We start from the raw sequence: 18,612 nt of genomic DNA, 5'->3' as shown, positions 1-18,612 counted from the left end.
AGGATCTCGGCAATGATGGCCATCCACTCGCCCCTCCGATCCTATCAGGCCATGCTGTTCATTCCGCTTCCCTTCGTCGTTGCCCTTCTGCTGCTCGTCCTCTTCGTCACCGTCCTCAGGCGCGACGAGGAGGCGCAGCCCAATCGGCCGTTTCTGGCACTGATCCTGCTCGCCGTGCTGCAATCCGTCCTCTCCGGTCTGCGCTGGGGGTATGGGGTGCAGGCGGTGGGCGTGATTGCGCCCGTCACCGCGGCGATGGTGCCGCCGCTTGCCTATGCCGGGGTTTCCAGGCTGGTGAGGACGAGCCGGCAGCCGCTGGCGGCGCGGATTGCGCTGCATGCCGTGCCTGCCGCCGTCATCCTCTTGTTGATGGTGCTCCGGCGGGATGTGATCGATATTGCGCTGGTGCTTGTTTTCGTCGGTTATGCCCTGGCGATCCTGCTTCTGATGCGGCCGGGCGCCGATGCGCTTCGGCTTGCGCCCTTCGAGGGAGCGGTGCCGGCCTATCGGGCAATCATCTTCGCGGCGGTGGCGCTGTGTCTGTCGGCTTCTGTCGATATCTTCGTCTTTCTCGATTTCACATGGGCGCATGGCGAGCATGCACTGACGCTGATCAGCGTCAGCAATCTCGCCGTCCTCGTCATCCTCGGCATTGCGGCAGCCGCCGCCAGCCGAAGCCGGGCGCCGGCCGAGACGGTGGAGGCGGTGCTGAAGTCCGAAACGACCGAGGACAAGGAGACGATCGCCACGGTCGATGCGCTGATGGAGGCAAAAAAACTCTATCGTGATGCCAATCTCAATCTCGACCGGCTGGCCCGCAAGGCCGGTATTCCCGCCCGCCAAATCTCGACGGCGATCAACCGGGCGATGGACAAGAACGTCTCGCAATATGTCAATGACTACAGGATCGGCGAGGCCTGCCGGCTGCTTGCCGCGACCCAGAAATCGGTGACCGAGGTGATGTTCGAGGTCGGCTTCCAGACCAAGTCCAACTTCAACCGCGAGTTCCGCCGGGTTACGGATATGACGCCGGTTGCCTGGCGTGAGAGGAAGGGAGGATCCGGCGTCTCTTCGGCTTCGCCCTGAAGTGACGCCTATCCTCTCTCCAGCCTGATCCTGAGGCGCCCCGTAGGGACCCCGAAGGACGGGGCTGGCCACCGGCGCTTCATCCAGCCAGTCTGCACCCACGCAATCAGCCGCCCTCGTGGTTCGAGACGGCCCTTCGGGCCTCCTCACCATGAGGGCTGACCCGGGGTGCCTTGCCGCACAGAGCGATCGATGTACCTCGCCGCAATCTTGCGGTTAGCTGTGCGTCGACTTCCTGCACCCGCATTCCAAGCCGCCATCTCCCTCCAGTCTCAGGATGAGCGCTGGTCGAAGCTGTGGGATGATTGCCGCGCCACGTACACAATCGCGATCGAGGACTGTCAGAAACGCGTTCGAGGTCGCTGTTTTGCTGCCGTTGGTCATTCTGGCGGCATGAACACGACATCAGAACATGACCGAGACCTTGCCGCCAAGCTGAGATCGCTTTCGATCGAGCCCGCGGCCTTCAAGACGGCACCGCCGGAGCCCCATGTCCGGCGGCGGGTGATTCCTGGAGCAATGCTGGCCCTTGTTGCGACGGCATCGCTGGCGGTAGTGCTTCTCTATCGGCCCGAAACCCTGGAACGCATCGAGACCATGCTTGCGGGCTTTGCAAACAGCGACCCTGCGATATCTGTTCGTGAACCGGAGGCGCCGGCCGAGGGCGGCGCTGCTGCCGAGCGCGGGCGGGCGTTGCCTGCCGATGAAGCAGCAAACCCGGCCCTGCCAGCACGGGAAGTCACCGGCTCCGGCTACGTCGTGGCCCCCGATATCGCCACCATCTTCTCCAAATATGAAGGTCGGATCGTTGCCGTCGAGGTTGAGGCGGGGGACAGGGTCGTAACGGGCCAGGTGCTGGTGCGGCTCGATGATGCCGGCTCCCGCTTTGCGCTTCAAGGCGCCGAGATCGCCCGGCAATCGGCGGAGCTGGCGCTGGCGGCGAAGACTATTGAATTGGCGCAGGCGCGGTCTTCCCTCACGCGCACAGAGCGGCTGGCCGGGCGCGATGCGATGTCGGCGCAGACGCTGGAGGAGGCGAAGACGGCGTTCGACACTGCCGAAAATGCCGTGCTGCGGGCACGGCAGGATGTGGCCAAGGCCGATCTCGATATCGACAGGGCGCGCGAGCAGGTGGAGGCACTGGCCGTCCGGGCGCCGATATCGGGCACCGTGATGCGGCTTACCGCGCGTGTCGGCGACACCGTGCTGTCGCGCGAGGACAGCGTGCGGGAGAATGAAAGCCTGCTTGCGATTGTGGACATGGCGAACATGGTCATCGATGCCGATGTGGCCGAGGCGAATATCGCGTTGATGCGGCCAGGCTTGCGCGGTGAGGCGGTGCTCGACGGCTTTCCCGACCGGCCCTTTGCGGTCGAAGTATCGAAGATCGCGCCGATGATTTCGCGCGAGAAGGGGACGGTGACGCTTCGCCTGTCGCTCTCCTCGCCGCCGCCAGACGTGCGCCCCGCCATGGCCGCGCGCATCCGCCTTGTGGTGGGTGAGGCCGCAACCTCTGTTCCCACAGCCTCTAATCCCCCGGGCACCGGCGCACACACGGGCGGACCTACGACCTTTCGGCCGCAGGCCGGGGATACCAGAGACCAGAAGCAAGGAGCAGAGCGATGACCGACACTCAAGAACCTTATATCGCGCTTCGCGGCGTCAGGAAGGCATTCAGGATCGGCGCGGAGACGATCCCGATCTTTTCCGGGCTCGACCTTTCCATAGCACGCGGCGATTTCGTCGCCGTCATGGGGCCGTCGGGCTCGGGGAAATCGACACTGCTCAATATGCTAGGCGGTATCGACAGCCCCGACGGAGGGGAGATCAGGATCGGCCGCAGCCATCTCGAGCAGATGGGCGAGGGCGCCAGAGCCGCATGGCGGGCACACAGCATGGGCATCGTCTTCCAGTTCTACAATCTGCTGCCGATGCTGAATGCGGGCGAGAATATCGAGCTGCCGCTGCTGTTGAAACCGCTCAAGCGCAAGGAGCGGCGGGCGCGCGTCGAAACCGTGATGGATCTGGTCGGGCTCTCCGGGCGGCAGCGGCAGTTTCCATCCAGCATGTCCGGCGGGCAGCAGCAGCGTGTCGGCATCGCCCGCGCCATCGTCAGCGATCCTGATCTGCTTCTCTGCGACGAGCCGACCGGGGATCTGGATCGGAAATCGGCGAATGATATCCTTGAGATGCTCGGCTTTCTTAATCGAGAACTGCGGAAGACCATCATTATGGTGACGCATGATCCCGAGGCGGCTTCCTTTGCCCGGCGCACGCTGCATCTCAATAAGGGCGAATTCGTTGAGCAGGAAAGGTTGGCCCAATGACCTTCTTCCAGCTGATGCGCCGCAATGCTTGGCGCAAGCCGCTCAGGGCCACGCTTCTGATGTTCTCGGTCGGCGTCGCCTTCCTGATCTATGGGCTGACGGCGAGCTTTCTCAGCGGCTCGCAAGGGGCGGCCGGGGCGAGCGATACGCTGCTCGGCGTCTTCAACAGATCGGGGCGGGCGCAGCCGCTGCCGCTTGGCTATCTCAACAGGATCGCCGCCGATAGCGATGTCGCCGCCGTCGCCTACATGACGCGCATGCGGGGCTTCGTCGATGTCGAGAAGAATGTCGTGATGACGAGCGCGGTCGATCCACGATTGATCGCCGCGGCCAATGGCGACGAGCTCAGGCTGACGCCGCAGCTGATATCAGCGCTGGAAGAGGGCCGTGACCGGGTGCTGGTCGGCCGGGCGCTGGCGGAGGCGCAGGGCTGGTCGGTCGGCCAGCGCATCGGCGTCACCAGCCACCTGACAAGGGAAGACGGCAGCCGCAACTGGAGTTTTGAGATCTCCGGCATCTTCGAGGGGGCCGACGCCAGCACCGACACCTATTTCATGATCGCCCGCTATGATGCCGTCAATGCGGCGCGCGCCCGCGGCAAGGATACAGTCGATGGCTTCGTGGTGCGACCGCGATCGGGCGTTTCATCCGCCGTGCTGGCGGCAAGAATCGACGCGCTGTTTGCCAATTCGGCGGCACCGACGCGCACTCAATCAGAAAAGCAGTTCCTCGAGGCTTTCTTGCGGCAGTTCGCCGATATCGGCCTGATCGTCAGCCTCGTCGTCGGCGCCGCCTTCGTGACGATCCTGATGATCGTGGTCAACACCATGCTCTTTGCCGTGAGGGAGCGCAGCTTCGAGATCGGCGTCATGAAGGTGCTCGGCTTTTCCAGGGGGCGGATCATTGCGTTGATCCTCGGCGAGACACTGTTCGTCTTCGCCGTCGGCGGGGCGGGTGGGCTCGTTCTCGCCAAGCTCGCGACGCTGTTTGCCGGGCCGGAATTCGGCCTCGCCTTCACCTCGTCCGTGCTGCTGAAATCCGTCGCCATCATCGCCGGTCTCGGCCTCCTGACTGGATTGCTGCCTGCCGCCAATGCCATGCGCCTGCCCATCGTCAACGCTTTCAGAACGAGATAGTCGAATGTCATCAACGCTCAAGCAGATCTTTCTCATGATCAGAGTCAATCTCGGCAGCCTGCCGCGGCGGCTGTGGATCTCGCTGTCGATGGTACTCTCGGTGGCGCTCGTGGTGGCGGTGCTTGCGGGTTTTCTCGCCATGGCCAGGGGCTTTGAGGCAGCCCTTCAAGGCGCGGGTTCGACCGGCATCGCCGTCATTCTCGGCGGCGGCACCAACCAGGAGACCGGCTCGGATGTGCCGGCCGAAGCGATCCGCAGCCTGACCGCCGCAACCGGCGGGATCGGCGTGGCGCGGAATGCCGCGGGCGGCCTGGCGCTGTCGCGCGAGATCGTCGTTGCCGTCGATGTCACTAGGGCAAGCGACGGCGCCGATCAGACGCTGTCGCTGCGGGGCATGGATCTGGCCGGCCCCGGCTTGCGCGACCGCGCCACGCTGTCGGCGGGCAGGCTGTTTTCACCAGGCGCCCGCGATATCGTCGTTGGCGCCCGCATCGCCGATGAATTCTCCGGCTTCGCCGTCGGCGACAAGGTGCGACTCGGCGCGGTCGACTGGACGGTCGTCGGGCATTTCACGTCAGGCGGCAGCGCCTTCGAATCCGAGATCTGGGCGGATCTGGAGGCGGTGCAATCGGCCTTCGATCGGCAGGGGCAGGTGCAGAGCCTGCGCGTGCGGCTTGCGGGGGCAGGCGGGTTGCCTGTGTTGCAGGAGCATCTCTCCGTATTTCCCGGTGCGCCGCTCACCGCCGTCTCCGAGGCCGATCTTTATGCCGCGCAATCTGAGCGTACCGCGAGCCTCATCCGCCTGTTCGGCTGGCCGCTGGCGCTGTTGATGGCGGTCGGCGCCACCGCTGGCGCGCTGAACACGATGATGAGTTCGGTCTCCGACCGCACGGTCGAAATCGCCACGCTGCGCCTGCTCGGCTTCGGCCGCCTGCCGGCCTTCACTGCCACCTGGGTCGAGGCCGTGCTTCTCTCAGTCGCAGGCGTCGCCCTCGGCATCCTCGCCTCATGGCTCGCCTTCAACGGCTGGCAGGCCAGTACGATGGGCGCTGACAATACCAAGATGGCCTTCCAGCTCGACGTCAGCGCCGACGTCGCGCTCACCGCCGGACTGCTGGGACTTGCCATCGGCATAATCGGCGGCGCGTTGCCGGCACTTGCGGCGACACGGCTGTCGCTGACCTCGGCTTTGCGGGCGAGAGGGTAGAGGCTTGCTGCTTAAACCTGCCTGGCGGGTGAAATCATCACTGCGAACAGCGGATTGCTCTTGCAGTCCGCTCGACTGCAAGAGCCAGGTTTCGACGTCACTGCGGCGGAAGAAGCGGCCGGAGCGCGTCGATCAGTTCGGTCGCGCCATGGCGAACTTCGCCTGTCTGTGGTTCGATGTCGATCAGCCCGCCTTTGTTGTGAGCGTCGTAGAGGTTGATCAGCAGTTCGGTGGCGCTCGGGCTCAAGGCGCGCTCAAAGCTCTCCTTCCATTGCGAGCGGGGCACGGCCTGTGCTTCAACTGTTCGGCCAAGCAGCTGGCTCAGCGCCGCCGCCACATCATTGGCGCTGTACCGGCGCGGTCCTTCGGCATGAACAACCTGCGGGTTTTCCTCGGTGGCGGGCTGCAGCAGCAAGCCCGCGGCAATCAAGCCGAGGTCTGCCGCCGAAATCGTTGGGAACTTCATGTCGACCGGGTCGTGAAAGCTCGGCAGGGTAGCTGACGCAATGGCGACCGGAATGACGAGGCCCCATCCTTCCATATGTTCGGCCGATCGCAGGAAGATCTTGTGGGCATCGAGTTGGCGAAGCCGCTCCTCGAACACCCGGAACATAGTGGGCATTCCGACGTCTTCGGCGATATGAGCGCCGTAGTCGGAAATTGCCAGCACCCGTTTCGGGCGCGCTTGCCCGAGCGCCTCGGCAAGGCCTTCGATCGATTGCCGCATTTCGCCGACCGCGTCCTCGGCCCGTAGCGGGGGTGGGAGGATGACCTGGACGGCATCCGCACCGGCAATCGACCTGGCGAGCGCTGCGGGATCCCGCAGGTCGGCGAGCGCAATCTCGCAGCCGATTTCGCTGAGCGGCGCTGCCTTTGCCTCGTCGCGCAGAATCGCTCTGACCGGCAGGCCCGCCTTGCGCAGTGCCAATGATGTTGAATAGCCCACCTTTCCGGCGGCTCCGACAATTGCAAACATATTTGATGTCCTGGTTATGGTGAGAAACGACCAAGGGGTCGGCGGTCGTTCGGCATGATTTGAGCGCCGTGGCCTAATCAGGCTGCGCCCCTAAAGCTGCAGCAAAGCCGGCGGTGTCGAAGTAATCGCGCCAACGTGCGATCTTTTTGCCCTCGATCTCCAAGACCCCGAGCGCCCGGACCGTAAGAATGATCGAGCCGTCCGGCCGGCAGAAATGATCGAGCCGTTCAGACCCGATCGCCGGCGCCGGAAAGGACGAGATCCTCGACCCGCAAATGGTCGAATTTTACCGGAAACGCGCGCGCGAAATTCCGGGCTTCGACAGGCCCGACTGTGGTGGCGACGCCGACATTCTCCCAGACGGTCGCCTCGGTGAAGTATGCGTCGAACGAATTCCAGAAACCGTCCGGCGTCGCCACGGTCGCGTCGAAGAATTCCTTGACGAGCTGGACGGGCTGCGATGTCCCGGATTCGGTGTGTGCAAGACTTGATGACATTCCCTGAACTCCTTTCCCTGCTGAAGACGGGCAAGGAGTAGGGAGCCGTTCGCAATCCGTCGCACAGATTCAGGCGGTTCTTTGCAATTTCGGTCGGATTTCGCTTGCCTGGCGAGCGATCTCGCCCGGCGTCTGGCCGAGGATACGGCGCATCGTCGAGGCCATATGGCTCTGATGGGCAAAACCGGCGGCAAGAGCGACCTCGCTTGCCGGCATCGTCGTCGTGGCGATCAGCGCGCGTGCATATTCAATGCGGCGACGGATCACATATTGATGCACTGGCGTTCCGGTGCTGTTTCGAAACAGTGTTTTGAGACGAGTCATGCTGACACCTGCGACCGTCGCCAGATCGGCAAGATGAAGTTTCCGATCAAGGTTCGTCTCGATAAAATCGGTCAGCATTCGCAGCTGGCGCGTCGACATTTTTGCTGCGCCGGAGCGTTCCGAGTGCTGCCGGCCGCCATCGGCGGTTTCAATCAGCCGGACCGCCAATGCGTTCGCGAGATGATCGATGTAGAGCGGATCAGATGGCGTATCGGCCTCGAGATCCGCCTTTATGGCCCAACCGATCGCTTCGATGCGGGCGTCGCGAAGTTGAAGCCGGGGGATCAGATCGACCATGGCGGCATCTCTTCCAAGATCCTCGGCAACCTGGTCCAGGAGCGATGGGCGAAGGCTCAACCGCAGAATCTGGCAGTCCGCATCGTCCTCCCAGGAGCCGTCCATTCCCGCTGGAACGAAATCGATGTCGCCATGCCTCTGCAAGCGCCGCATCCGTTTGCCGCCACAGGAGCAATCCGCCCTGACGGGAGGGCCGACGTGGATCCCCAGACTGTGCAGTTCACCGTCCCGAACGCGTGACAGCCCACGCGGAACACGCAGGAGAGCGGCATCGAGCCCGCTCCACGCTCTTCCGGCGCTTGAAAGGACAATGTCAGGCGAAGGCTGCAGGGAGAGGAGTGTCATATCCGGATGTGCTCAAGCCTCAACGTTTTGAACAATGCTATCCCTCAATCGTCTTCGCAGCAACGCATCAACTGAGCGGTGGCTTTACCTAGATGCCTGCTTCTGGCGCGAAGCCGACGCCGCCCCGACCGCCGGCCTGCTCGGCCTCGCCATCCTCGGCGGTGTCCTGCTGGCGCTTGCCGCGACACGGCAACCGCGCTTGTCCTTGCACGACGGTGGCGAGGACTCCGGACCAAGGTGAACGGCATCCAGGGGGTGTTGTTCTCACAACAGGCGGAGCGCCGCCGCCCATCTGTGCAGCCCACGGAAACTGTGGCATAACTGAGCCATGGCAATGAATGTCTTGGCGGTCCATCGCGACACGGTCGGGACGGAACAGGCGGCAGGCAATTCGCTTGCCGCCGCCTATTCCGTGGGCGTTCTCTGCTGGCTGCTGTCGGCCGGCGTCTATATCGCGGCGAAATGGGTTTCTACTGAGATGCCGCCCTGGGCGCTCTGCTTCTGGCGCGTGCTGATCGCCTTCGCGATCCTGATGCCGATCGTGCGCCGGCATTTCGGCGACATGGTCGCGCTGGTGCGGGCTCGCGCCCTCGAACTGCTTGCGATTGGCGGTGTGGGACTGGCGATCTGCCAGGGCATGATTTTCGTCGGCCTCGAACATGCCGATGCCACCACTGCCGGCATCATTATCGCCCTGATCCCGATCATCACCATGATCCTTGCCCGTTTGATGCTGGCCGAGCCTATGGGACGCTGGCAGGTGATCGGATCGATCTTGGCCTTTCTCGGGATCGTGGTCATCATCATCAAGGGCAGTCCGGCCGCGCTGATGCGGCTCGACTTCAACTCGGGTGAACTGTGGATCGTCGCCGGCGCGTTCTGTTTCAGTCTCTATACCGTCCTGCTCCGCCGGGCGAAATTCGACATGAATCGCCTTGCGCTCCTGGTGCTGCTGCTCGGCGCGGCGGTGCTGACGGCGCTGCCCTTCTACCTGTTCGAGCTATTCTCAGACGAGCGCTCGACGCTCAACGGCAGCGGGCTCATCGCGCTCGCCTATGTCGCGATCCCCGGCGGGGCGGTCATGTACTACCTCTTCAATCGTAGTATCGAGGCCCTGGGAGCGGCTCGGGCGGGTGTCCTCCTCTACATTCAGACCATCTTCATCGCCGTGCTCGCCTATCTGATCCTCGGCGAGCAGTTGCAACGCTATCACCTCGAAGGCGCGGCACTCATCATTGCCGGCTTGCTTCTCATCATCCTGCTGAAGCCGAAGATCAAGGCCGAAGCGGCTACTGCATAATTCCTAAATCGGGATCGATTTAAGGATAAAATTATGCAGTAATTCAAAGTGCTACAGCGCCGCGCGTCTGAAAAGACGCGCGGCGCTGTAGGGCCTGAGGTCTCCCCATCGCTGCGACATGGTTGCCGCTGACCTCGGCTTTGAGGGTGAGGGGGTTAGGGTTTCACCTTGGAGTGCGCCTTTCGCTTACGCTCAAGGCGTTCGTCGCTGGCGCTCCTCACGCCTTGAGCGCAAGCGAAGGCAAGAATCACATGGCGTACAGACCGAAGGCGACGTGCGCCTCGCGCAAACACGCCGCGATTTATTCACCTCGAAGTCGCCGATTTCTCGGCCCAAGTTGTAACTTTCGTCACACCAGGCAATTGCCTGTGGAATGAGGCTCGCGAACCCGCCCGCTGCCCCATTGACAACATCTTATCGCCTTCTTGCCGTGGCCGGTTGCCCCCCGCCGCATCCGATCGGCCGATCCTGGACGATCCCGGCGGCGACATAGCGATCCGACGAACAGGGCAACATGGCGATATGACAGTCTACTATGTGAACTCAGCGAGTGGCTCCGACCGCAACAGCGGAACGGGCCAGACATCGGCTTTTGCGACTTTGTCCAAAGTGGAATCCTTGAAGCTGAAACCGGGCGACAGCGTGCTTCTTGCCAAGGGGAGCGTGTTCAACGAGCAGTTCGATATCAAATATTCCGGCACCGAGAGTGCGCCGATCAAGATCGGCAGTTACGGGACGGGTGCGGCACCCGTCATCCACAGCAGCGGCGACGGCATCCACAGTCTCTATGCCTCGAACATCGTCATCGAGAACGTGAAGATATCGAATACCGGGGGTGCGGGCATTTATGGCGGCAGTGTCACGAACTGGACGGTCCGCGACGTCGAGATCGCCAAGACGGGATTGTCGGAAAACGCAGGTGCCGTCACCTTCCGGAGCAGCAAGAACGTCACGGTCGAAGACAGCACGATATCGGGCGTCAAAGGCGACGGCTTCTGGATCGAGAAGGTCAACGGCATCAAGATTCTCAACAACACCGTCACCAACGCCCATGGCGCGACGGCCGATGGCGTGCAGGTGAACGACAGCAGCAACATTCTGATCAAGGGCAATCATCTCGACCAGACGCATGCCGATAGCCCGAAGGGCGTCATCGCGCTCGTCAGGCCGGTGAATGCCGTGGTCGAGGACAATGTGATCACGGGCGGCGGCTTCGGCGTCAGCGCCCAGGCGGGCAAGAACGTCGCCATCCGCGACAACGACATATCGGGATTTCACGGCTACAGCTGGTCCTTCGCCGTCGGTCTCGGCGACACGGGCAATACGCGAGACTACGATATCGCGGGCAACCACATCCATGACGGCGCTTGGGGCGTGGTCATCAGCGCCGCTGGCAGCCCGAGCTATGTCCGCACGAATATCAAGGTCCACGACAATGTCTTCGACGACCTCTCACAGGCGGCGTTAAAGGTCGACAGGCCGGCATCCGGCTCCTTTTCCAACAATACGATCGAGACCGGCACCAAGGCCACCAGCATATCCCCTTCCATCGTCGACGCGCACACCTTCTCCGTCAGCAACAACCATACGATCGCCAATGTCGAGACGGCGCTGGCGAGCCCAGTTGCCAAGACTGCCGCAGCGACGGAGGCGGTCGTGGATCCGGCGGTTGTCGCTGTCCATGACAATTTGAAGATCCGGACCGATACGGGTGCTGCCCATCACGGCAATCTCCTCGAAAACGACAGCTCGGACAATGACACCCTGGTGCTTCGTCGCTTCGGGGACGAAACCGTCGGCAAGCACGGCCTGACGCTGACCGGGGAATACGGTGACATCCACGTGGACCGGGAAGGTAACTATGCCTACACGCTCGATGAAACGAAGCTCCCTGACCATAGCGGACATGTGAGCGAGTCGTTCAGCTACGGGATCAACGATGGAACCTCGCATCACAGCGACGGGGACACGCTGACCGTCTTCATCCACCTGGATGGTTTGCTGAGCTGAGGTGAGCGTGCCTCGGCACTACGCCGGGGAGGCGTTGCTTCCGGGTAAGACTCCCTGGGGAAGCGTTGCTCCTGCCACCAAATGGCTCCCCAGCGCCCCTTGCATGTTCAATTTGCACTGATTGTTGGATGATTGGTGCGCACTCCGGCGGATGGCCATCCGCCGGAGTGCGGACGGCCGGGACCGCAGGCCCCTTGGCTTGAACCGGGGATGAGATTGGTCCGGCCGTCCTCGCGTTTGTCCTGAACAGATGATGGGGAGCAAGTCCCGCATGCAAGGCAAGGTTTCGTTCCAAGAAGACGCGATGCCGGTAGTTTATGCCGGTGTGGACGTGAGTAAAGAGTGGCTCGATATTCATCTGCATCCGCTGGGCGAAAGCCGGCGGTTTAGCAATGACAAGACCGGCATCCGCCAGCTGAAACGGCTGCTGGCCAGGCATCGGCCCAAAAGCATCGTGATGGAGGCAACCGGCAAGTTCCATCGCCCCGCCCATCGCTCGCTTTGGCTCGATGGCTTTGCCGTCGCCGTGGTCGATCCGCTGCGCGCCCGCATGTTTGCCCGTGCCTGCGGCTATCTCGCCAAGACCGACCGTCTCGATGCCCGTTTCCTGGCGCTCCTGGCCGAGAGCCTGCGCCCGCCGGCCGACACGCCGCCAAGTCCTCACGTTGAGGCCTTGCAGGAGCTGGTCAATGCACGATCGGCAGCCAAATGCGACATCACCGCCCTGCAGAACCGCAGCAAGACTGCCACCACCGCCCTTCTGCGCGGCGAACTCAACCGCCTCGTGCGTCGGCTGGAACAGCATGTCGAACGTCTCGACAAAGAGATCGAGCGACGTGTCGGCGAGGATCCGCAGCTCTACCGCAAGGCCGAGATCCTCACCTCCATTCCCGGCATCGGCCGCGTCACGGCCCTGGCATTGATGGCCGGCATGGACGAGTTGGGCAGTTGTTCGGGCAAGCAGGCCGCCATGCTGGCAGGGCTTGCCCCAATCGCTAACGACAGCGGTGCCCGAACCGGACGTCGTTCCATCCGCGCCGGCAGGCCCGCACCCCGGCGCGCGCTCTACATGGCCGCCTTGTCTGCCTGTCGCTACAATCCCACCCTTGCTCGTTTCGCAGACACACTCAAAGCCGCAGGAAAACCAGCGAAGGTCATCTTGGTCGCCGTCATGCGTAAATTGCTCGTTCTGGCAAACTGCCTTCTATCTCAGGATCGCCTCTGGACCCCAAATCCCCCTTGACAACCAACACAGATTCTCATCCGGCTGCCGCCGGGTGAGGGTAAGGGGCATGCCACACGGCCTCAACCTTTCTGGCTTGCGACTGACCTGAAACAGGACGCTGCTCCTCCCACGACCATTCGTCGCCGAGGCGTACGATACCGTTCGTTCACCTTTCGGTCGTTGTTGTGTAGATTGTTTACGTATAAGTTGTAGTCTCGAGGATGCAGCCACCGCCAGGCGCTTCTCGGGACCAAGGCAGGCCCACAGGGTCTGCCAACCGCCGTGAAGGCAATATCGAAGACCTTCTTGAACATGGCCTTTAGCCCCGACCGCATCCGATCCACGCGTCGCAGCCGATCCAGACGGCTGCGCGGCAATTCGAGAACAAGGCGATATGGCAATCTATTATGTGAATCCGGCAATAGGCTCCAACGGCAACAGTGGAACGAGCGAGGACACGCCGTTTGCATCGTTCTGGGCGGTGGAAAACCTGAAGCTGCAGCCGGGCGACAGCGTGCTGCTCGCCGCCGGAAGCGTGTTCAACGACCAGCTCGACCTGAAATATTCCGGCACAGTGAATGCCCCGATCACCATCGGCAGCTACGGGGTCGGCGATGCGCCGGTCATCCATAGCCCCAACGACGGCATCCACAGCCTCTATGCATCGAACATCGTCATCGAGAACATCAAGATCTCCGACACCGGCGGTGCGGCCATCTATGGCGGCTCTGTTTCGAACTGGACGGTCCGCAATGTCGAGGTCGATCACACCGGACTGGCGGGCAAGTCAGGATCGATCACCTTCCGGACCGGCTCGAACATCACCATCGAAAACAGCACGATCAACGACGTCAACGGCGATGGCGTCTGGATCGAAAAAGTCAACGGCGTCAATTTTCTCAACAACACCGTCACCAATGCCCACGGCACCGCGGCAGATGCCGTCCAGATGAACGACAGCAGCAATATTGTGATCAGCGGCAATTACCTTGACCAGACGGGCGCAGCTACGCCGAAGGGCGTAATCGCGCTCGTTCGGCCCGTAAATGCCTTGGTCGAGGACAACGCGATCATCGGTGGCGGATTTGGGATCGGCGCGCAAGCCGGCACCAACGTCGCTATTCACGACAACGATATTTCAGGTTATGGCGGCTACAGCTGGTCCTATGCCATCGGTCTCGGCGATCAGGGCAATACGCGGGACTATGATATATCGGGCAATTACATCCATGACGGCGTATGGGGCGTGGCGATCAGTGCCGCCGGCACGACCAGTTACGTTCGCGTAGATATCAATATCTACGGCAACGTTTTCGATGACCTGTCCTCAGCGGCGCTGAAGGTCGACAGACCGGCATCCGGCTCCTTCCACGACAATGTCATCGCCAGCGATGTCACGCCCTACAGCATATCGCCTGCCATCATCGCCGCGAACACCTTTCCCGTCAGCAACAACACGACGCTCAACGAGGCCCAGGCGACGATGCTTGCGAGCAGCGATAGTCTCGCGGTCGGCGATGTGACGCACACGGACACGGCGCCTGCGCTTGTCGCAACCCATGACAGCCTGAAAATCACCTCCGACCTGGACGCCGCCCATTACGGCAATCTCCTCGAAAACGACAGCTCGGCCAATGGAACCCTGCTGCTTCGCCGCTTCGAGGGCGAGTTCGTCAACAAGGACGGCGTGACGCTGACCGGCCAATACGGCACCATCCATGTCGACGGTGATGGCGACTATAGCTATACGGTCGACGCGGCGAAGCTCGCCGGGCTTCGCGGAGAGGTGAGCGACACCTTCCACTACAAGATCTCCGATGGGACTTCGCTACATTTCGACACGGATACACTGAGCATCTCCATCCATGTCGATGACCTGCTGATCTGATAGGGACGCCGGCAGCAAACGGCTTGCATCATCGCGGCGGCAGTCCGCCCAGCCCTTGCGAAGTCTCATTGATCGCCGAGCAGGATCCTGATGACGTCGACTTCGATTTCCGCGCAGATGATCTCGTATTCGGTGATGACTGCGGGATCGGCCGATCTATCCCGGCGCATGCGATCGAGGACGGTGCAGGCTTCGCCGTAGGCGCCGCACAATTCATAAAAATGGGGCTGGCTCGCCGCAACTGCTCTGATCGTTGCCCGCGTCGCAGGCAGCCTCATCATCAGCCTGGCCAGCCCCTGTTCCGCGGACTGCCGGGTGAGGTGGGCTACGCCTTCGTTCCTGACCATGCCGTCATTCCTTGCTGCGTGTGTTTTCCGATCCAAGGGGGTACGCAATACTCATCCCCCGACTAGTACGCAGGAATGCTGCATCTGGTTTCATGCCGGATGAAGGATTAGTGGCGCAGTGCCGCAAACAGCCGGTGCTACCAGCGCAGGAGGCGGGGGCCGAGCAGCGCGCCGATTGCGCCGGTCAAAAGGATGCCAAGCGAATACCAGAGGGTGACGAAGGGCAGGCCGTTTTCCGTGCAGAACCAGGAATAGACCCAGGCGCCGGATGCGCCGGCGGCAATGCCGGCGATGAAGCCTGCGATGCCGAGGTTGCTCGGGGCGCCGCCACGGAGAACCCAGGTATTTGCGATCAGGATCGGCATGGCAAAGGCAAAGATCAGCAGCGGGCAATGCAGGGCGGAGGAGCCAAGCACCAGCACGGGATAGCTTGCGGCCGGCGACAAAGCGAGCTGGACGGCCGCCATGACGGCGAGGGCGAGTATGATGGCCGCGGCAATCCCGAAAAAGCGCCCCTCCGAGCCATCCGGCCGGGACAGGCGGTAAACGGCTGCGAAGGCGGCGATTGCAAGCAGGGCATTGTAGGCGGACTTAATCCAGAAGACCGGCAGCATCAGCGCCTGCGCCATGTCGGTGCGAAGGCCGAGGACGATAAGCATCAGCAGCAGCGAGACTGCTAAGGCCGGCAGGATGGCGAGCGCGAAGCGGCGTTCGAGCGCATGTCTCGGCACCGGCTTCAGATCCCGGACAAGGCTGTCGATCACGTCCTCAGTCTCTCTCACAACCCACCTCGCAATCTTGCCGCCAGCGCCTTGATACCTCTGTGTACGCCAACCTTGACCGCCGATTCCGACTGTCCGGTGCGGCTTGCCGTATCGGCCACCGACTGCCCCTCGAGCTTGATCTGACGGATCAGTTCCTGCTGGTGCTGCGGCAGGCCGTTCAACAACCGTTCGACATCCATGCGCGCTGCAATCGCATCCTCCCTGAAGTCGTCTTCGATCTCCTCGTCCAATTCCATTTCCGCCTTGTACCGGCCGCCATGCTTTCGGTGGTGGTCGATCAGCTTGTAGCGGGCAATCGAGAAGAACCACGCGGTGAACGGCCGCTCCCTGTCATAGGTCGCCCGGCGCGAATGCAGCGCCAGCAACGTCTCCTGCACGAGATCTTCCGTGTCGGATTTCGCGGTAGTGCCGATCCGCCCGCCATAATAACCGACGAGCAGGGTTCGCAACGTCACGAGCAGACGCCGATAGGCTGCCTCGTCTCCGTCTAGGGAAAGAAGCATCAACATCTTCAGTGCTTGTTCCGAATGGGCGCTCGTCATGTCGTCTGCAATATCATTCGGGTGGATGACGCTTTGGTTACAGGCGGGTTCAAAAATCTTCCGGCGGCAATTCAAAGTGTACAGCGTCCTTTGCGCGTTTCGAAAAGACGCGCGGCGCTCTAGCGCTATCACATAAGCGTGAGGCTGTAACCGTCTTCGCAAGGGGATCGAATTCAGGACTGTGAGCCGTCGGCGGGTGCCGGCGGACATGTCAATCGATCCGAGGAGACCCTCATGACCAAGATCCTTTCCAGCCTTGCCGCCTGCAGCTTCGTCATCGGCCTGTCGCTTGCCGGTGCTGCCAGCGCCCAGAGCAGCGATGCCATGAAGAAAGACAGCATGAAGACCGACACGATGTCGAAGGATGCGATGTCCAAGGATGCAATGTCGAAGGACGCAATGAAGAAGGACACCATGGCGACCGGCAGCACCAAGGCCGACTGCATGCACAACGCCGGCATGGAGAAGGACACGATGAAGAAGGACACGATGACGAAGGCCTGCGACGCGATGAAGTAAGCTTTGGGCGCGGCCGCTGAAACTATTTGGCCGGCGGCCGCGTCCTTTTCTCGCGAAGACCTTTCATATCGATCCGGAGGAATTACCATGGCCACGACTGATGCCGGCATGGCGAGCGGAGGCACGCTCTTCTACCGCCATGGCCTGCTGGTGCGCCTGTCGCACTGGGTAAACGTGCTGTGCATGACGGTGCTGCTGTACAGCGGCCTGCAGATATTCAACGCCCATCCGGCGCTCTATTGGGGCCAGTACGGCGCCGACAACGATCCGTCCTTTATTTCCATGGAAGCGGAACAGGAAGGCGATGCGCTGAAGGGCGTGACGCGCATCGGCGGATTGAGCTTCGACACGACGGGCATACTCGGGGTTTCGAATGTCGACGGCGAGGCTGCGGTACGTGGTTTTCCGAACTGGCTGACCTTGCCGAGCTACCAGGATCTGGCATCGGGCCGGCGCTGGCATTTCTTCTTTGCCTGGCTGTTCGTCATCAACGGCTTCATCTATCTCGCCTATGGTTTTATCAGCCGGCATTTCCGCCGCGATCTGCTGCCGGCGGCCGTAGAACTGAAGCCTTCGCATCTCGGCCATGAGATCGTCAGTCACGCCCGGCTGCGCTTTCCCAAGGGGGCCGAGGCACGCCATTATAATACGCTGCAGAAACTCGCCTATGTCGCCGTGATCTTCGTTCTGCTGCCGCTGATGATCGGGACGGGGCTTACCATGTCGCCGGGCTTCAATGCGGTTGCGCCTTGGCTGCTCGATCTGTTCGGCGGCCGGCAATCGGCCCGCACGCTGCATTTCCTGACCGCTTTTTCGCTCGTCGCCTTCGTCGCCGTGCATGTGGCGATGGTGCTGGTTTCGGGCGTGTTCAACAATCTGCGCTCGATGATCACCGGTTACTACGATATCGAGCAGGGAGGAAAGTCATGAGCCGCATCATCACCAGGCGTCGCTTCCTGATCGGCGCGACCATGACGGCATCGGCGCTGGGGCTCGCCGGCTGCGATGCGCTCGTCGAAAGCGATCGGACGAAATCGGTGCTGAAGATCGCCGAAGGCTTCAGTATGAAGACGCAACGCTTCTTGCTCGGTGACGACGCGCTCGCCCGCGAATTCACGGAAGCCGATATCTCGCCGACCTTCCGGGCCAACGGCACGAGCATGCCTGATAATGCCCGCTATATCGACTGGATGGACCAGCAATTTTCGAGTTGGAAGCTCGACGTCGGCGGGCTGGTCGACAGGCCGATGCAATTGTCGCTGTCGGAGCTGAAAGCCCTGCCGGCCCGCACGCAGATCACCAGGCATGACTGCGTCGAAGGTTGGAGCGCGATCGGCAAATGGACCGGCGTGCCGCTCGGCGCGCTGCTGCAGGCGGCCGGTCTGAAACCCGAAGCCCGCTACATCGTTTTCCACTGCGCCGACGAATATGAAAAGACGCTCGACGGCAGCGGCTGGTATTACGAAAGCATCGATCTCGTCGATGCGTCCCACCCCCAGACGATCCTCGCCCACACCATGAACGGCCGCGATCTCGAAGTCGCCCATGGCGCGCCGCTCCGGCTCCGCGTCGAGCGCCAGCTCGGTTACAAGCAGGCAAAATACCTGACCGGCATCGAAGCCGTCGCCGATCTCGGCCAGCTTTACGGCGGAAATGGCGGCTTCTGGGAGGATCGCGGTTATGAATGGTATGCGGGCATATAATCCCCGACCGACATGCCGACCTTGACGCTTTCCTCGTGTCGGGTTCCACGGCCGGAGAGGTCCTCGTGATCGAGGATGTGGAACCTCGTCGCTGCCCC

Annotated in this window: 20 protein-coding genes; 13 read left to right on the top strand and 7 right to left on the bottom strand. The window is 62.1% G+C overall.

Annotated elements, in window-relative coordinates; translation table 11 throughout:
- Positions 1-12 precede the first annotated feature (12 nt).
- The 5 genes from AC245Y_RS13505 (at position 13) to AC245Y_RS13485 (ending at position 5,756) form a co-directional block, all read left to right on the top strand.
- Positions 13-1,086, top strand: a complete 1,074-nt coding sequence (locus tag AC245Y_RS13505; protein ID WP_017994525.1) for a helix-turn-helix domain-containing protein — start codon at positions 13-15, stop codon at positions 1,084-1,086.
- 393 nt (positions 1,087-1,479) lie between these two features.
- On the top strand, positions 1,480-2,712 hold the full coding sequence (locus AC245Y_RS13500) for an efflux RND transporter periplasmic adaptor subunit (protein ID WP_245274019.1): 1,233 nt from the start codon (positions 1,480-1,482) through the stop codon (positions 2,710-2,712).
- Positions 2,709-3,413 carry an ABC transporter ATP-binding protein gene (locus tag AC245Y_RS13495; protein ID WP_017994523.1) on the top strand — a complete coding sequence of 235 codons (705 nt, stop codon included), beginning with the start codon at positions 2,709-2,711 and terminating at the stop codon, positions 3,411-3,413. The genes AC245Y_RS13500 and AC245Y_RS13495 overlap by 4 nt, the downstream gene beginning before the upstream one ends.
- On the top strand, positions 3,410-4,549 hold the full coding sequence (locus tag AC245Y_RS13490; protein WP_012758034.1) for an ABC transporter permease: 1,140 nt from the start codon (positions 3,410-3,412) through the stop codon (positions 4,547-4,549). The genes AC245Y_RS13495 and AC245Y_RS13490 overlap by 4 nt, the downstream gene beginning before the upstream one ends.
- A 4-nt stretch (positions 4,550-4,553) precedes the next feature.
- Positions 4,554-5,756 (top strand): ABC transporter permease, encoded by a 1,203-nt coding sequence (locus AC245Y_RS13485; protein ID WP_017994522.1) that lies wholly within the window; start codon positions 4,554-4,556, stop codon positions 5,754-5,756.
- A gap of 97 nt (positions 5,757-5,853) precedes the next feature.
- Here AC245Y_RS13485 and AC245Y_RS13480 read toward each other — a convergent pair whose 3' ends face one another.
- The 4 genes from AC245Y_RS13480 to AC245Y_RS13465 form a co-directional block, all read right to left on the bottom strand.
- Positions 5,854-6,732, bottom strand: a complete 879-nt coding sequence (locus tag AC245Y_RS13480) for an NmrA family NAD(P)-binding protein (protein ID WP_012758032.1) — start codon at positions 6,730-6,732, stop codon at positions 5,854-5,856.
- 73 nt (positions 6,733-6,805) lie between these two features.
- On the bottom strand, positions 6,806-6,922 hold the full coding sequence (locus AC245Y_RS13475; protein ID WP_409566178.1) for a hypothetical protein: 117 nt from the start codon (positions 6,920-6,922) through the stop codon (positions 6,806-6,808).
- 37 nt (positions 6,923-6,959) lie between these two features.
- A complete protein-coding gene (locus tag AC245Y_RS13470) occupies positions 6,960-7,229 on the bottom strand; it encodes a nuclear transport factor 2 family protein (RefSeq protein ID WP_017994521.1) in 270 nt (89 codons plus the stop codon).
- A gap of 69 nt (positions 7,230-7,298) precedes the next feature.
- Positions 7,299-8,195, bottom strand: coding sequence for a helix-turn-helix domain-containing protein (locus AC245Y_RS13465; protein WP_026157408.1), 897 nt, complete (start codon positions 8,193-8,195; stop codon positions 7,299-7,301).
- A 34-nt stretch (positions 8,196-8,229) separates the two neighbouring features.
- Here AC245Y_RS13465 and AC245Y_RS13460 point away from each other — a divergent pair, with 34 nt between their 5' ends.
- From AC245Y_RS13460 to AC245Y_RS13440, 5 genes are all read left to right on the top strand, one after another.
- Entirely contained in the window at positions 8,230-8,436 is a 207-nt protein-coding gene (locus AC245Y_RS13460; protein WP_017994519.1) for a hypothetical protein, read from the top strand.
- A gap of 87 nt (positions 8,437-8,523) precedes the next feature.
- Positions 8,524-9,495, top strand: a complete 972-nt coding sequence (locus AC245Y_RS13455; RefSeq protein WP_017994518.1) for a DMT family transporter — start codon at positions 8,524-8,526, stop codon at positions 9,493-9,495.
- A 522-nt stretch (positions 9,496-10,017) separates the two neighbouring features.
- Positions 10,018-11,505, top strand: coding sequence for a right-handed parallel beta-helix repeat-containing protein (locus tag AC245Y_RS13450; protein WP_017994517.1), 1,488 nt, complete (start codon positions 10,018-10,020; stop codon positions 11,503-11,505).
- 271 nt (positions 11,506-11,776) lie between these two features.
- Positions 11,777-12,748 carry an IS110 family RNA-guided transposase gene (locus tag AC245Y_RS13445; protein WP_017992870.1) on the top strand — a complete coding sequence of 324 codons (972 nt, stop codon included), beginning with the start codon at positions 11,777-11,779 and terminating at the stop codon, positions 12,746-12,748.
- Positions 12,749-13,124: 376 nt separating this feature from the next.
- Positions 13,125-14,618 (top strand): right-handed parallel beta-helix repeat-containing protein, encoded by a 1,494-nt coding sequence (locus AC245Y_RS13440; protein WP_017994516.1) that lies wholly within the window; start codon positions 13,125-13,127, stop codon positions 14,616-14,618.
- A 65-nt stretch (positions 14,619-14,683) separates the two neighbouring features.
- Here the strand turns inward: AC245Y_RS13440 and AC245Y_RS13435 are convergent, their stop codons facing one another.
- From AC245Y_RS13435 to AC245Y_RS13425, 3 genes are all read right to left on the bottom strand, one after another.
- On the bottom strand, positions 14,684-14,965 hold the full coding sequence (locus tag AC245Y_RS13435; RefSeq protein ID WP_026157407.1) for a hypothetical protein: 282 nt from the start codon (positions 14,963-14,965) through the stop codon (positions 14,684-14,686).
- 137 nt (positions 14,966-15,102) lie between these two features.
- Positions 15,103-15,747 (bottom strand): NrsF family protein, encoded by a 645-nt coding sequence (locus AC245Y_RS13430; protein WP_012758025.1) that lies wholly within the window; start codon positions 15,745-15,747, stop codon positions 15,103-15,105.
- Positions 15,744-16,292 (bottom strand): sigma-70 family RNA polymerase sigma factor, encoded by a 549-nt coding sequence (locus AC245Y_RS13425; protein ID WP_017994515.1) that lies wholly within the window; start codon positions 16,290-16,292, stop codon positions 15,744-15,746. The genes AC245Y_RS13430 and AC245Y_RS13425 overlap by 4 nt, the downstream gene beginning before the upstream one ends.
- Positions 16,293-16,526: 234 nt before the next feature.
- Between AC245Y_RS13425 and AC245Y_RS13420 the strand changes: the two genes are divergently transcribed.
- The 3 genes from AC245Y_RS13420 to AC245Y_RS13410 all read left to right on the top strand — a co-directional run bounded on the left by AC245Y_RS13420 (position 16,527) and on the right by AC245Y_RS13410 (position 18,514).
- Entirely contained in the window at positions 16,527-16,811 is a 285-nt protein-coding gene (locus tag AC245Y_RS13420; protein ID WP_012758023.1) for a pentapeptide MXKDX repeat protein, read from the top strand.
- Between the two features lie 87 nt (positions 16,812-16,898).
- On the top strand, positions 16,899-17,741 hold the full coding sequence (locus AC245Y_RS13415; protein WP_012758022.1) for a cytochrome b/b6 domain-containing protein: 843 nt from the start codon (positions 16,899-16,901) through the stop codon (positions 17,739-17,741).
- Positions 17,738-18,514 (top strand): molybdopterin-binding protein, encoded by a 777-nt coding sequence (locus tag AC245Y_RS13410; RefSeq protein ID WP_017994514.1) that lies wholly within the window; start codon positions 17,738-17,740, stop codon positions 18,512-18,514. Before AC245Y_RS13415 ends, AC245Y_RS13410 begins: the two co-directional genes overlap by 4 nt.
- Positions 18,515-18,612: the final 98 nt, after the last annotated feature.

This window comes from Rhizobium sp. SRDI943 (assembly GCF_057653695.1).
Note: the sequence above shows the minus strand (reverse complement) of the source record. Positions and strands in the feature narration are given on the sequence as shown.